At 71.3% G+C, this 13732-nt stretch carries 17 protein-coding genes; 11 read left to right on the forward strand and 6 right to left on the reverse strand.

Annotation, left to right across the window (positions count from 1 at the left end; all coding sequences use genetic code 11):
• The 4 genes from FL311_RS08880 to exoP all read left to right on the forward strand — a co-directional run.
• The coding region (locus tag FL311_RS08880) for a hypothetical protein (RefSeq protein ID WP_194869128.1) at positions 1-200 on the forward strand (200 nt) is incomplete at its 5' end.
• Positions 201-363: 163 nt separating this feature from the next.
• Complete coding sequence (locus FL311_RS08885) at positions 364-882, forward strand: serine O-acetyltransferase (RefSeq protein ID WP_046714337.1); 519 nt, start codon at positions 364-366, stop codon at positions 880-882.
• Positions 883-890: 8 nt separating this feature from the next.
• A complete protein-coding gene (locus tag FL311_RS08890; protein ID WP_141324510.1) occupies positions 891-1952 on the forward strand; it encodes a glycosyltransferase family 4 protein in 1062 nt (353 codons plus the stop codon).
• Between the two features lie 63 nt (positions 1953-2015).
• Entirely contained in the window at positions 2016-3218 is a 1203-nt protein-coding gene (exoP, locus tag FL311_RS08895) for a spore coat polysaccharide biosynthesis glycosyltransferase ExoP (protein WP_141324511.1), read from the forward strand.
• A gap of 56 nt (positions 3219-3274) precedes the next feature.
• Here the strand turns inward: exoP and FL311_RS08900 are convergent, their stop codons facing one another.
• The 6 genes from FL311_RS08900 to thiS form a co-directional block, all read right to left on the reverse strand.
• Positions 3275-4459, reverse strand: a complete 1185-nt coding sequence (locus tag FL311_RS08900; RefSeq protein ID WP_141324512.1) for a DUF4350 domain-containing protein — start codon at positions 4457-4459, stop codon at positions 3275-3277.
• A 220-nt stretch (positions 4460-4679) separates the two neighbouring features.
• Complete coding sequence (locus FL311_RS08905) at positions 4680-5579, reverse strand: DUF4129 domain-containing protein (RefSeq protein WP_141324513.1); 900 nt, start codon at positions 5577-5579, stop codon at positions 4680-4682.
• Positions 5580-5591: 12 nt separating this feature from the next.
• Entirely contained in the window at positions 5592-6617 is a 1026-nt protein-coding gene (locus tag FL311_RS08910) for a hypothetical protein (RefSeq protein WP_141324514.1), read from the reverse strand.
• Positions 6614-7249 carry a thiamine phosphate synthase gene (locus FL311_RS08915; protein WP_141324515.1) on the reverse strand — a complete coding sequence of 212 codons (636 nt, stop codon included), beginning with the start codon at positions 7247-7249 and terminating at the stop codon, positions 6614-6616. Before FL311_RS08915 ends, FL311_RS08910 begins: the two co-directional genes overlap by 4 nt.
• 29 nt (positions 7250-7278) lie before the next feature.
• Positions 7279-8067 (reverse strand): thiazole synthase, encoded by a 789-nt coding sequence (locus FL311_RS08920; RefSeq protein WP_342742212.1) that lies wholly within the window; start codon positions 8065-8067, stop codon positions 7279-7281.
• Between the two features lie 7 nt (positions 8068-8074).
• Positions 8075-8275, reverse strand: a complete 201-nt coding sequence (thiS, locus tag FL311_RS08925) for a sulfur carrier protein ThiS (RefSeq protein WP_141324516.1) — start codon at positions 8273-8275, stop codon at positions 8075-8077.
• Positions 8276-8394: 119 nt separating this feature from the next.
• On the opposite strand from thiS, the gene FL311_RS08930 reads away from it, so the two are divergent.
• From FL311_RS08930 to FL311_RS08960, 7 genes are all read left to right on the forward strand, one after another.
• Positions 8395-8784, forward strand: coding sequence for a hypothetical protein (locus FL311_RS08930; protein WP_223747712.1), 390 nt, complete (start codon positions 8395-8397; stop codon positions 8782-8784).
• 11 nt (positions 8785-8795) lie between these two features.
• Complete coding sequence (locus FL311_RS08935) at positions 8796-9326, forward strand: hypothetical protein (RefSeq protein WP_141324517.1); 531 nt, start codon at positions 8796-8798, stop codon at positions 9324-9326.
• Positions 9327-9380: 54 nt separating this feature from the next.
• Positions 9381-9959, forward strand: a complete 579-nt coding sequence (locus tag FL311_RS08940; protein ID WP_141324518.1) for a hypothetical protein — start codon at positions 9381-9383, stop codon at positions 9957-9959.
• Positions 9960-10213: 254 nt separating this feature from the next.
• Complete coding sequence (locus tag FL311_RS08945; protein ID WP_141324519.1) at positions 10214-10804, forward strand: hypothetical protein; 591 nt, start codon at positions 10214-10216, stop codon at positions 10802-10804.
• Positions 10805-11011: 207 nt separating this feature from the next.
• Positions 11012-12145, forward strand: a complete 1134-nt coding sequence (locus tag FL311_RS08950) for a serine/threonine-protein kinase (protein ID WP_141324520.1) — start codon at positions 11012-11014, stop codon at positions 12143-12145.
• Between the two features lie 61 nt (positions 12146-12206).
• Entirely contained in the window at positions 12207-13211 is a 1005-nt protein-coding gene (locus FL311_RS08955; protein ID WP_141324521.1) for a dipeptidase, read from the forward strand.
• A 36-nt stretch (positions 13212-13247) separates the two neighbouring features.
• Positions 13248-13631 carry a hypothetical protein gene (locus FL311_RS08960; RefSeq protein WP_141324522.1) on the forward strand — a complete coding sequence of 128 codons (384 nt, stop codon included), beginning with the start codon at positions 13248-13250 and terminating at the stop codon, positions 13629-13631.
• Positions 13632-13732 lie beyond the last annotated feature (101 nt).

A 13732-nucleotide genomic window follows, 5' to 3' on the forward strand; every position in this document is an offset into this window, starting at 1 on the left:
AGGAGGTGCTGGCCAGCCGGCTCGCGTGCAAGCTGGTGCGCGAGCGCGAGGCCTACCCCTACGTGCGCGAGCTGCAGATCGGCATCGCCACGGGGCACGCGTACTTCGGCGACATGGGCTCGCCCTGCCCCAGGGCTTCTTCTGGCGCGTGCTGCCGCTGGCGGTGGCCGGGGTGCTCTTCTCGGTGGGCTACGTGGTGATGCTGTACGTCGCGGGGGTGCGGCCGCTGGCGGTGCTCGCGGGCCTGCGTCCCCGGAGGACGGCCTGAGGAAAAGCCGGGATGCGCCTGGCGCCTACTTCCCTCTCGGGGGAACGGTACCTAGGTTGCTCCCCGTCGCGAGGTTTGGGTCAGGGGAGGCGTGGATGGGTGTCGATGCGATGACGTTGTACCGGATGGCTCGCGGTTTGCGGCTGAAGAAGGTTCCGCTGCTGCCCGCGCTCTTGCGCAAGGCCATCTACTACCTGCACAGCTCCTACGTTCCGGACGAGGCCGACATCGGCGAGGGGACGCAGCTGGGCTACGGCGGAATCGGCGTCGTCATCCACAAGGCGGCGAAGATCGGCCGCCACTGCCTCATCTCGCAGCAGGTGACGATTGGTGGACGCTCGGGCATCGAGGGCGCGCCCATCATCGGCGACTACGTGCGGGTGGGCGCGGGCGCCAAGATTCTCGGCAACATCCACATCGGTGACTTCGCGGTCATCGGCGCCAACGCCGTGGTGCTCAAGGACGTGGCGCCGGGCTCGGTGGTGGCGGGCATCCCCGCGCGGGTCATCCGGCAGGATCCGGATCCGCTGACCACGTATCAGCGGGAGATGGGCCTGCTGCCGCGTCGCTCGCCGCTGTCGGCGGTGCCTCCTTCGGCGTCGGTGCCGAGCTAGGGCCTGCCATGCGCGTGCTCCTGGTGGGAGACCATCCGCCTCCGTTCGGGGGCGTGGCGATTCACGTTCAACAACTTCATCGGTTCCTGCGCAGCCGTGGGGTCGAAGCGAAGGTGCTGGACATCGGGAAGGGCGGCCGGCCGGTTCCGGACGTGCTCCCGGTGCGAAGCCCCGCTCACTTCGGCCTCAGGCTGACCGGGTTTCTCGCCTCGGGGTGGACGGTGCATGTCCACACCAGCGGGAACAACCCCAAGGCCTGGCTGCTCGCGGCCATGGTGGCCGGGGTGCCCGCGGGTCGGGCACCCCGCTTCATCACGCTGCACTCGGGGCTGTTGCCGGACTACCTGGCGGCGTCCGCGGCGCGGCGCGCGTTCGCCCGGGTGGCGCTCGCGGGCTACACGCGCATCATCGCCGTCTCGCTGGCGGTGCGTGAGGCGCTGCTGTCGTGCGGCGTGCCGGCGGAGAAGGTCCTGGTGCAGCCCGCCTTCTGCGCCTCGCAGGTGCAGGCGGGCGAGGTGCCCGTGAAGGTGGAGGCCGCGCGGGCCCGGCGGCGTCCGTTGCTGACGATGGCGCACCACCCCTCGCCCGTGTACGGGCGCAAGGTGGCCTTCCGGGCGCTGCGGAAGTTGATGGAGTCCCATCCGGACGTGGGGCTGGCGCTGTTCGGCCCCGGGACGGACTCCGAGGAGTTCATCCGCGACGCGCGCGAGCTGGGCGTGGCGGGGCAGCTCGAGGTGCTCGGAGAGCTGGACCACCCCGCGGCGCTGGGGCTCATCGCGCGCGGCGATGTCTTCCTGCGGCCCACGACGCATGACGGGGACTCCATCTCCGTGCGCGAGTCGCTGGCCCTGGGCGTGCCCTGCGTGGCGAGCGACGTCTGCGCGCGGCCGGAGGGGACGCGGCTGTTCCGGGCGGGGGACGCGGCGTCGCTCGCGACGAGCATCGGTGAGGCGGTGGCGGCGGGGCCGGCGAAGGTGGCCTCGCCCGACGTGGGGCCGGTGTTGCTGGAGCTGTACGAGGCGCTGGCGCCTCGTCGGTCCGCGCCCGCGCAGGCGGCGCCCGCGGCATGAGCGGTTCTTCACACGAGATTCGCGGGACTCCCGCGAGGACTTCAGACACAGGGGAGATGAGAGATGCGTCGCAGTGATGACCTGGATTTGACGCGCCGGGCGCTCCGAGGGCGCGACCTGGTGGTGTTCTCCAACGACTGGGACGGCGACCCGCTGTCGAAGGTCCACATCATGCGGATCCTCTCCAGGGACAACCGCATCCTCTGGGTGAACAGCATCGGCAACCGCGCGCCGAAGGCGAACGCGCACGACGTCAAGCGCATCTTCTCCAAGCTGGAGCGCTTCACACAGGGCCTGCGCGAGGTGGAGCCCAACCTCCATGTCCTGTCGCCGCTGGCCATCCCGTTCTACGGCTCGGAGATGGTGCGCGGGGCGAACCGCGAGCTGCTCCGGCTGCAGGTGCGCCGGGCGATGAAGCAGCTGAACTTCCAGCGGCCCATCTCCTGGAGCTTCCTGCCCGCGTCGGCGCCCGTGTCGGGCACGCTGGGAGAGGAGTTCGTCGTCTACCACTGCGTGGACGAGTTCTCCGCCTTCAGCGACACCAACGGTCGGCACATCGCGGAGCTGGAGGACCGGCTCCTGCGTCGCGCGGACCTGTGCATCACGTCCGCCGAGCGCCTGAGGGACAACAAGTCCCGCGTCAATCCGCGCACGGTGCTGGTGCGTCACGGCACCGACTTCCGCCACTTCGTGAAGGCGTGTGATCCGACGACGGTCATCCCAGCGGACATCGCGAACCTGCCCAAGCCGGTCATCGGCTTCTTCGGGCTGGTGGCGGACTGGGTGGACCAGGACGCCATCATCGCCACGGCGCGCGCGCACCCCGAGGGCTCGGTGGTCATCATCGGCAAGACGACGCCGGACTGCGATGACTCCCGGCTGCGGGCGGAGCCGAACATCCACATGCTTGGCCGCAAGGCGTACGCGGACCTGCCGGGTTACAGCCGTGCGTTCGACGTGGCGCTGATGCCGTTCAAGATCAGCGAGCTGACGCTGAACGCCAACCCGTTGAAGGTGCGCGAGTACCTGGCCTCGGGTCTGCCGGTGGTGTCCACGGACCTGCCGGAGGTCCGCAAGGTCGGCCTGTGCAAGATCGCCAAGTCCACCGAGGACTTCGTGGCCAAGGTGGACGAGTGCCTCGCGGAGGGCCCGGGCCCCAGCCGCGAGCGCGCGGAGAAGATCTTCAACGAGAGCTGGGACGCGCGCGTGGACGAGATTCGTCACCACGTGGGCACGGCGATGGTGGCCGCGGGCAAGTCGCTCTGAGCGTCGGGCTGCCGGGCGCGGTGGTCTCGCGCCCGGTGTCCACGTGAGGGTGGGACTCAGGAACGGTTGAGCGATTGTCGGCCCGCCACGGTGCGCTCCAGGTGCGCATAGAGGCGGGCCACTCGCGCGTAGTCCGAGGGCTTGACGGTGGCTTGTCCGAGCAGTCGGTTCAGCTCCGCCTTCGCGTCCAGGTAGTGCGACGCGGGGATGCCGCCGTCCTGTTCGAGGAGCCGCGCGGCCTCCGCGTCGGCGAGGGCGGGGGAGATGCCCAGGCGCTCCTGCAACTGCTGACGCAGGGAGGTGTCCAGCTCGGGGAGCAGGGACTTCTCCACCTTCGCGCGTCGCATGAGCCAGCCCATGCTGCGCACGTACTCCAGCGCGGAGCGGTGTTTCTCCTCCCGCTGCGGCCTCGGCGCGCCGAAGCGCGTGCCGCGTGAGAACGCGTAGAGGCTGCTGACGACCAGGACCTGCGCGACGAAGACCCAGATGCCACGTGACAGCGGCGGCGGGGGCGCGAGCTGGTGGTGGTACTCGTCGATGACGAGCGGGCCTCGGGCCGCGAGCGCGTTCCAGAAGCGCGCGTTGTCGAGCAGCTCGATGCGGCGGTTCTCCAGGAGGTCCGCTCCGGCGAGCACGTAGATCTCGCCCTGTCCGAGCGCACGTCGCCACACCGTCACCGCGCCGCCGAGCCCCGCGAGCGGAATCGCGTCCGGGTGCTCCATGAGGATGCCGCGGTCCTGGGAGACGCGCAGCGTGCTGAGTCCGCGAAGGGGACCCGCGCCCAGCCACACGTCCACCGTGGTTCCACCGGCGTCCGCGAGGTCCGTGGAGAGTCCGCGCTCACTCGCGGGCAGCAGCGGGCCGGGCTCCAGACCGAGCCACTTCTCCATCGCGGCCTGGTGCATGCCGAGCTCGCGCGTCGACAGGTACACGAGCGTGCCGCCTTGCTCGACGAAGTGCTCGACCTTGCGCACCTCCTCGTCCGTCACGGGGCTTCCGATGGGGGAGGCCAGCACGAGCGTCCGGGTGTCGGCGGCGAGTGACTCCAGGGAGGCGAGGTGCGTGCTGACCGCGCGTCCTCCTTCTTGGAGGAACAGGTAGAGCGCGCGGGCGCCCTGGGGGCCCGTGTTCTCCACGGAGGGCACGGGCGAGTCGGGCGCATCCGCGCGCGTGGACAGACCCATCGCCAGCGCGATGGCGATGAGGACCCCGAAGACGATGAGCGTCCGTGCGTTCTTCACGGCGTGGCCTCCAGCTCCCCAGGCGCGGCGCCCCCGATGGAGCGGGCACCGGGCCGTGCAGAGGGGGCGTGAGGACGCGCACTTCGCGCGGGATGAAACAGGCTCCCGACTTCAGCGGCGAGGCTGTCGCGTGTCGTCGACCCGCCGAGGTCACGCGGTCGCAGCGACGAAAGAGGTCCGGCTTCAGCCGCCGGAACGAGCTTGCGTGTCGTCGGCCATCTCATGCCGCCGCCTCCGCGCCGAGCGTGCCGAGGAGTCGCTCCACCGCGTCGAGGAAACGCGTGGCCTCGTCCCCGGGCACGGGGGCCAGGGAGTAGAAGGCGTGGTCGTACCACTCCACCAGACGCTCCACCTCCCGGGTGAGCGAGGCGGGGGCTCCTCGCGACGGCAGCTCCGAGGCCAGCTCCCGGTTCGTCTTCACGCGATCGGGACGCGCCAGCCTGCGCTCCTCCAGCGCGGACAGCATGGCCAGCAGTGCCTCGCGAATCGCCTCGCGTGAATCGTTCGCCAGGGCCGTGCGCGCGCGTCGCAGGTGCTCCGGTGGCGCGTCCAGCACGAGCGGCGCCGCGGGCCCGACACCGTCCTGTGCTCGCCCCGGAGCGCGCCCCCGACGCATGGCGCGAACCTTCAGCACGCCCCACAGCACGAGCGCCATCGCCAGTCCCAGCATCACCGTGCGAGTCGCCACCGCGAAGCCCTGGGCCTCGCGCGACTCGAACAGTCCCTCCAGCCACGCCTCCAGCTTGCGCAGCCACTGCTTCACCAGATCTCCGTGCCGCTGCCGCGCGCGAGCGAACTCCGGCCGGTCCAACACGGACTTGAGCCGCTGCTGCTCGCTCGCGGGCAACTCCGTCACCGGCTCGCCGGAGCGGGCCTCCTGCTCACGCAAGCCACACGCGCGTTCGAGGAACGCCGTCACCTGCTCGACGCGCTGAGCATCCGTCGCGTCCTCGGGTGCGGGAGGCAGCGGGATTCCTCCGAGCCTCCGCTCCAGTCGCTCCAGTGACGCGGACACCTCGGAGGGGCCCGCGCGCAGCGCCTCCTCGAGCGAGCGCGCCGTGTCCTCCCGCTCCTCGCAGGGAAGCGCGGTCAGCAGGAGCATCAAGGGCAGGAAGGACACGGGCGCGCGAGGTCAGGCGGCGAGCGGCGACGTATCACCGCCCAGCCGCTGCTCCAGGTCCAGGGCTTCCCGGCGCACGCGCAGGTCCAGGTAGAAGAACGCGCAGACGACGAAGTTCACGGGGGAGAAGAAGGACTGGGCCATGACCTGCAGCAGCTCGACGGGCACCAGCAGCCACTGGGGCGTGCGGGCGATGGTGTCCGCGGAGAACGGGTTGCCGTAGGGCAGCATCACCAGCCAGGAGGGGATGCCGAACAGCAGGTGCACCGAGAACAGGATGAGGCTGACGACGGTGAAGAGAATCATCCCCCGCACCACGACGCGCCCCAGGAAGCCCGGCTCCACGCGCCCCGACAGCAACGTCCCCGAGCGCTGGAAGGCGGCCCACGCGCCCAGGTCCTCCATCGCCAGCACCGGCGGCAAGAGCAGGAAGCGCAGGAAGTACCAGAGCATGGCACCCACCATGCCCAGGCCCAGCACCAGCACACCCAGGATGAGCACCACCGCGCCCAGCGCCTGCGAGCCCATCGCCGACACGACTCCGCCCACGACGAGCACGATGATGCCGGGGACACACGCCACCAGCATCACCAGCAGCGACCAGCCCAAAGACAACACGAACGCCCCCGTCACCGGCCCCACCATGGAGAGGCTGCGGCGCAGGCTGTCCGCGGGGCTCACCGGCGTGCCGAGCTGCGTGGACACCACGAAGCGGGACGTGGCGACCATCGCCAGCCAGTAGCTCCAGATGAGGAACGAGAACATCCCGCCCCACAGCACCATGGCGAGGGCGGACTGCCCCAGCATCTCGAACGGATTCTGCTGGGCCAGCACCTGCTGGTCGGGGGAGTACAGCATGGGCGTCAGCACCCGCGTGAGCTGGAGCACGCCCTTGGTCGCGATGTAGTTGACCAGCGAGTAGCCCAGGCTGAGCACGAAGAGGGGCTTGAGGTGGCCGCGCCAGAAGGTGACGGAGCGGTCGATGAGCTCCCCCAGGGCCAGGGGACGCAGCGCGGATGCGGAGGCAGGTGAAGTCACGGGACCGGCAGCATAGCCCGGGGCGGGCAGGCCGCGAGCAGCGTGCGCGCCGCGCGCGCCGGGTCCTCCGCCTCCAGCACCGCCGAGATGACGGCCACCCCCGCCGCGCCCTCCAGCGCACGGGCCCGCTCGCTCGTGATGCCCCCGAGCGCGAGCGCCGGGCACCCGAGCCTGCCCGCCAGGGCACGGAACCCCTCGGGACCGAGCGGTCGCCGCGCATCCCCGGGCTTGGAGCCGGGCGCGTGGACGGGGCTCACCAGGGCCAGGTCGGCGCCGCTCGCGTCCAGGGCCTCGGCCTCGTCGTGCACGGCCACGCTGAGGAGTCGGCCCGCGGGCAGGCGAGGGCGGACCTGCGCGGGCAGCAGCCCGTGGGCGGGCAGGTGCAGATGGGCGTCCACCAGCAGCGCCACGTCCAGCCGCCCGTTGATGAACAGCGGATTGCCCCGGGCATGGCAGAGCGCGGCGAGCACCCGGGCCTCCTCGAGGAACCCGCGCGAGGTGGCCTCCGGATGGCGGTGCTGCACGGCGACGTCCGGTCCCGCGTCCAGCGCGCGGGACAACGCCTCCAGCAGGCGCCCCCGAGGAAGGCGCCAGTCGGTGATGACGACGAGCCGGGGGAGGGTGGGCGCCACGGGAGCGTCCTGTCCGTCCGCGGAGAAGGCTACTGGACGATGCCGTCGATGGGGCTGGACGCGGAGCCGTAGGCCTTCCGGGGGATGCGGCCGGCGAGGTACGCGTCGCGGCCCGCCTCCACGGCCTTCTTCATGGCCACGGCCATGCGCACCGGGTCCTGCGCGCCGGCGATGGCGGTGTTCATCAGCACGCCGTCCACGCCCAGCTCCATGGCGATGGCCGCGTCGGACGCGGTGCCCACGCCTGCGTCGACGATGACGGGCACCTTCACCGTCTCCAGGATGAGGCGCAGGTTGTGCGGGTTGCGGATGCCCAGGCCGCTGCCGATGGGCGCGCCCAGCGGCATCACCGCCGCGCAGCCCGCGTCCTCCAGCTTGCGCGCGGTGATGGGGTCATCGCTGGTGTAGGGCAGCACGGTGAAGCCCTCCTTCACCAGGATGCGCGCCGCCTTCACCGTCTCCTCGACGTCCGGGTAGAGCGTCTTCTCGTCGCCGAGGACCTCCAGCTTCACCCACTTGCTCATGCCCAGCTCCTCGGCGAGCCGGCAGGTGCGCACCGCGTCGTCGGCCGTGTAGCAGAGGGCCGTGTTGGGCAAAAGGCGCAGCTTCTGCCGGTCGATGAAGCTCATGAGCGACGCCTCGCCCGTGGCCTTCAGGTCCAGCCGGCGCACGGCCACCGTCACCATCTCCGTGCCGGAGGACTCGTGGCACTGCTTCATGATGGCGTGACTGGGGTACTTGCCGGTCCCCAGGATGAGGCGGGAGGAGAACGTCACCCCCGCGATGGTGAAGGGCTTGTCCTGGATGCTCATGGCCATCTCCTCGCTACCCGCCGCCGACGAAGGTGACGATCTCCACGCGGTCCCCCGGCTGGAGGCGGTGCTCGGGGTGGCGGGCGCGGCGCACCACCTCGGCGTTCACCTCCACGGCCACGCCCGGGCCGCCGACCCGAAGCGACTCCAGCAGCGCCGAGAGGGTGATGGCCTCCGGCACCTCGCGCGTTTCTCCGTTGACCCAGACCTGCACGGCGTCACGGCTCCTTGCGATGGGGACCCGGGCACGCACTACAGGGGCCCTCTCGTGCTGTCAACGCACACTCCGGCAGTACGTCCGCCAGCGTCACCGCTATACTCGGCGCCATGCTCATGGCTCCCAGCAGGCTTGTCTCCACCGCGCTCGTCGTCGCGCTCGGGCTGCCCGTCACCGCCGCCGCCGCGGACCCCGTCGCGACCCTGGATGCCCCTGTCCGCGCGCCCCAGCCCCTGCTGCACGGTCACCGGTATGCCTTCGTCGCGGGCGGCGTGCTGGCCGTGGGGGGGCTGGGCCTGGGCTTCTTCGCGCAGGGAGAGGCCAAGCGCGCGCAGAGCCTGTCGTCCGCCCGGGAGGCGAGGAGCACGCTGGACCGCGCCCGCTCGGCGTCCACCGCGGCCAACCTGATGTACGCCGCCGCGGGCGCCGCCGTGCTGTACGGGCTGGTGCTGGAGCTGCTCCCGGACGAGGCCGCCGACACCGCCAGCCTCACCTACCACTTCTGACCGAGCCCCCCGTGGCCCTCCGCTCTCCTGTCCCCCTCCTGGCCTGCGGTGCCGTGCTGGTGGCCGTGGCCTGCTCCATCAACGTGGACGACCTCGCCGGGCGCGCCTGCTCGGACGACACCGAGTGTCCCTCCGCGTATGCCTGCACCGCCGTGGCCGCCGACGGCCAGCGCACGTGCGAGGTCATCTATCCCCCCAGCTACGCCGAGGCCGACGGCGGCACGGACGCGGGGCCGGTGCCCACGTACTGCGACGACGTGCAACCCATCCTCGCCGCCAGCTGCGTGAGCACCTGCCACGGCGCGGACACCAGCGGCAGCGGCCAGTCCTCGTTCCGCCTGGACTACTACGAGCCCACGGGCAACGGCGTGCCGGGCGCGCGCGCCAAGGCGCTGCGCATCCGGGTGCGCACGTCGGACCTGAAGGACATGCCTCCCTCGGGCAGCGGCGTCACCCAGCCCACCGCCGAGGAGCGGGCCCTGGTGGCGCGCTGGGTGGCCGGTGGTGCTCCCTTCTGTGACAGCCCCGATGCCGGGCCCTGACGTCGCGGCCGTTCCCCCTCGCTTCCTTCGTCCCCGGTTTCTCCCGAGCCCAACATGAAGAAACTCCTCGCGGGCGCCACCGGCGCGGCCGCCCTCCTCGTGGCCTGCACCATCGACGTGGCGGACTTCACCGGCAAGACGTGCGAGACGGCCGGCGACTGTCCCGACACCCACGTCTGCGTCGCGGTGAGGCAGGGGCAGGGGCGCACGTGCGAGGTGCTCGGCCTGCCCGGGTCCGACGCGGGCCCCAGCGACGCGGGGCCGGTGCCCACGTACTGCGACGACGTGCAGCCCATCCTCGCCGCCAGCTGCGTGAGCACCTGCCACGGCGCGGACACCAGCGGCAGCGGCCAGGCCTCGTTCCGCCTGGACTACTACGTGGCGCCGGATGGCGGCGCGGACGGTGGTGGACTGCCGGGCGCTTTCGCGAAGGCGGAGAGAATCCGCGCGCGCACTTCGGTGTTCCAGGACATGCCGCCCTCGCCGACCACCGTCCCGTTGCCCACGGCGGAAGAGCGCGCCCTCGTCGCCCGCTGGGTGGAGGGCGGCGCTCCGTTCTGCGATGACGCCGACGCGGGCGGCGGCGCGCCGGATGGCGGTTCTCCGGACGCTGGCGGCGACGCGGGGCCGTAGTCCGTCAACGCCTGGAGCACGGGGAGAAGCCGGCGCCTCTCCGTCGGCAATCGGGTGCTCCCCGATGAGCCGTGTCAGGGAATGTTCCCACGCAGAGCAGCCGGGCGAGCAAGGCCCGGGTGCACGCCGAGGGCCCCCTGTGTCCTCCCGCGCGTGTGCGCAAGCCCTGTGCAAGTTCGAGGGGAGCGCTCACTTTCTGTCCAACACCGGGGAACACTCACTCCGGGCAGCCTACCGAAAGGGGCAGGACGAACATGCGCAAGCTCATGATGGCGGTCGGTGCGGTCGCGGCGATGGCGATGGTGACCGGTTGCAGCAAGCGGGACAACGTGGCGGAGCAGCGCCAGGACGTCGCCGAGGCGCAGAACGAGGCCCGCCAGGAGGTGGCGGAGATTCGCCAGGACGAGCAGCAGGACATCGCGAACACCCAGCGCGACGCGCGGGAGGACATTGCCGAGTCCCAGCGTGAGGCGAACGAGGAGATCGCCAGCGCCCAGGAGGACGTCCGCGATGAGCAGGCGGACCTCGCCGAGGCGCGGCGTGAGCGCAACGAGGAGCTGGCCCAGGGCGGCTCCGGCACGGCGGGCGCCATGGCGGCGACCACCAACGTGTCCGGTCGCGTGCTCTCCACCAGCGGCAGCTCGCTGACGGTGGTGGACACCTCCAACAACCGTCAGCTCAAGCTGAAGACGAACGACCAGAGCCGCATCCTCCAGAACAACCAGGAGGTGAAGCTGGGTGACCTGAAGGAGGGTGACCAGGTCCGCGCGTCGTACGTCATGGATGGCAAGGACATGGTGGTCCGTGAGCTGAACGTCACGCAGGACGTGAAGCCCACCAAGTAACCCACGGGGCGCGGTCGGGCGGCTCGTCTCCTCACGGGCGGCCCAGGGACGGCTCCCACTCCGGTGGGGGCCGTTTCCTTTTTTCCCTGAATCCATTCTGAGGGGTCGGAAGTGCGTGTCGGACCTGGATGGTAGGGAGGATGCGTGAGGTTTCCTCACGCCTTCCCAACCCTGGGGAGGTCCTTCGCACCAGGAGCCGTCCTTCGCATGGGCACCCACCACCCGGATCCGCCTTCCCTCAAACCCTTCATCCTCTTCTCCGCGGGCGCCACGTCCTACGAGCTGATCCGCTACCTGGGCTCGCGTGGCTCGGGCGAGCTGCTGCTCGCCCGCAGGCACTACGCGGACTCGCCCGGTGACCTGGTGCTCATCAAGCGCCTGATGGACGCGGAGGACGAACTCGGTCGGGCGCGGCTGCGGGAGGAGGTCAAGCTGCTGATGCGGCTGTCGCACCCGTCCATCGCGCGGGTGTTCCTGGTGCGCGTGCACGACGGCTCGCCCCACCTCGTCATGGAGTACGTGGAGGGCCAGAGCCTGGAGACGCTCATCAGCTTCGCGGCGCTGCGGCGCCGGCCGCTCTCGGAAGCCTTCACCGCCTACGTGGGAGAGCAGCTGGCGGACGCGCTCCACCACGCGCACTCGCTGGAGGATGACCGGGGCAGGCCCCTGGGGCTCGTGCACCGGGACGTCAGCCCGCGCACGCTGCGGCTGGACGCGCGCGGCCACGTGAAGCTGGCGGACTTCGCGCTGGCGTGGGCGCGGCTGCCGGGGCGCGTGGCCACCGAAGGCCACGTGGTCCGCGGAGACCTGGCGTATGCGTCTCCGGAGGTGTTGCTGCGCCGCCCGGTCGACGGGCGCTCGGACCTGTTCTCCCTGGGCGTGGTGCTGCTGGAGCTCGCCACCGGGTTGCACCTGCTGGACCTGGAGCCGGTGGAGCGCGCGGCGCTCGCGGCCGGCCCGCACCCGGACGCGGAGGCACTCCAGGCGGAGTCGCCCAGCTGGCTGCCCCTGCCGTTGATGGCGGCGCGCGTGGCCTGCTTCGCGCCGGAGCACGTGGAGCATGCGACGCGGTCCCTGTGCTCGCCGCTGCGCTCCATCCTGGCGCGGCTGCTGCGCCGGGAGCCGGAGGAGCGCTTCCAGACGGCGCTGGAGCTGCGGGACGCGCTGCGTGGGGTGCTGGCGGGGCGGGGGTACGCCTATGGTCCGCCGGAGGCCGCGCGGGAGGCCCTGCAGGTGCGCCAGGAGGCGCGCTCCCGGGGGCAGGCCGCGGACGTGCTGTCCCCGGAGGACGCGCTGGCCGGGCTCGCCTTCCCCCGCGGCGTCATCGCCAGCGGGACATGAGGCCCGGCGTGGGTCGGAGGGTGCTTGTCTGGGGCCGTGGGATGGGCAGACTCAGGCACCTATGGGTGACGTGAACGAGCTCCACCAGCGCTGGTGCATCGCGGACGGACACGCGGACTCCCTCATGTGGAACCGGGACTTGTGTGTCCGCTCCGACGAGGGGCACGTGGACTTCCCCCGCCTGCGGGAGGCGGGGGTGAAGCTGCAGTGCTTCACCATCGTCACCCGCGGCTTCCCCTTCATCGGCGGCTTCCCGGTGTTCGCCGCGTGGCGCGGCTGGCCTCGGGAGGCGCGCGCCAGCGAGTGGACGCGGGCGCTGTGGCAGCTCGAGCGCATGGCGGAGTTCTGCCAGCGCTCCGGGGACGCGGTGCGCGTGGCCGACTCGCGTCAGGTGTTGGACGACAACCTGGCCCAGGGGCGGCTGTCCGCGGTGCTGGGCGTGGAGGGCGGGCACGCCATCGAGGGGAAGGTGGAGCGGCTGGCGGAGCTGCACCGCCGGGGCGTGCGCTTCATGGGGCTCACGCACCTGTCGAACAATGACCTGGGCGGCTCCTCGTTCCCGATGATGGGCAACCGGGGGCTGACGACGCTGGGCCACGAGGTGATGGAGGAGATGGCCCGGCTGGGATTGAGCGTGGACGTGGCGCACGCCTCCGAGCGCACCCTGGAGAACCTCTTCTCCCATCCCTCGGTGCGCTACTTCTGTTCGCACACGGGGGTGCGCGCGGCGGGCGGCGGGTGGCGCAACCTGAGCGACACCTCGCTGCGCTTCATCGCGGACCGGGGTGGGGTGGTGGGAATCATCTTCGCCCCCGTGTACCTGGGCGGAGACTCGGTGGACGACGTGGTTCGCCACATCGAGCACGCGGTGGACGTCATGGGCGAGGAGGGTGTGGGTCTGGGCTCGGACTACGACGGCATGGTGCCCTTGCCCAAGGGCATGAAGGACGTCACGGACCTGCACCTGCTCACCACGGCACTGCTGCGCCGCCATCCGGAGTCCTGGGTGGAACGTGTGATGGGCGGAAACTTCCGGCGTTTCTTCCAGTCGACACTGGGTGGTTGACCGGGAGCGGGACGCTCGAAATATTGGGTTCAGCCCATGAACCGCTCCTTCCTCGCACTCGTGTCCGCTGTTGGCTCCCTCCTCCTCACTGCCTGCGGTGGCCCCGGCTCTGGGGACGACTGCGACGAACCGGGGAGCTTCATCTGTCAGGAGGCCGTCCTGGCCCTGGAGTGTCGCTCCGGCAAGTGGCGGCAGCTGCCGTGCCGGGGGCCGCTGGGGTGTCGCGAGTCTGACGAGGCGGTGCGCTGTGACACCTCCGGCAACGGCCCGGGGGATGCGTGCGCGGCCAGCGCCGAGGGGCGGGGCCTGTGCCGTCAGGACGGGAAGGCCATCCTGGAGTGCCGCGAGGGCATCCTGGTGGAGACGGCCTCGTGCACCTCCTGCGTGGTGGAGGACACCGAGGTGTCGTGCCAGCCGTGAGGCGGTGAAGGCGGACGTCAGGAGTCCCCGGCGCGCGACGTGTGGTAGCCTCGGCGCGCCGCTCGCGGGACTCCGATGCGACTTCCGATTCAAGCCTTTGG

This window comes from Myxococcus sp. AB025B, from assembly GCF_006518215.1.
Lineage (GTDB): Bacteria > Myxococcota > Myxococcia > Myxococcales > Myxococcaceae > Myxococcus > Myxococcus fulvus.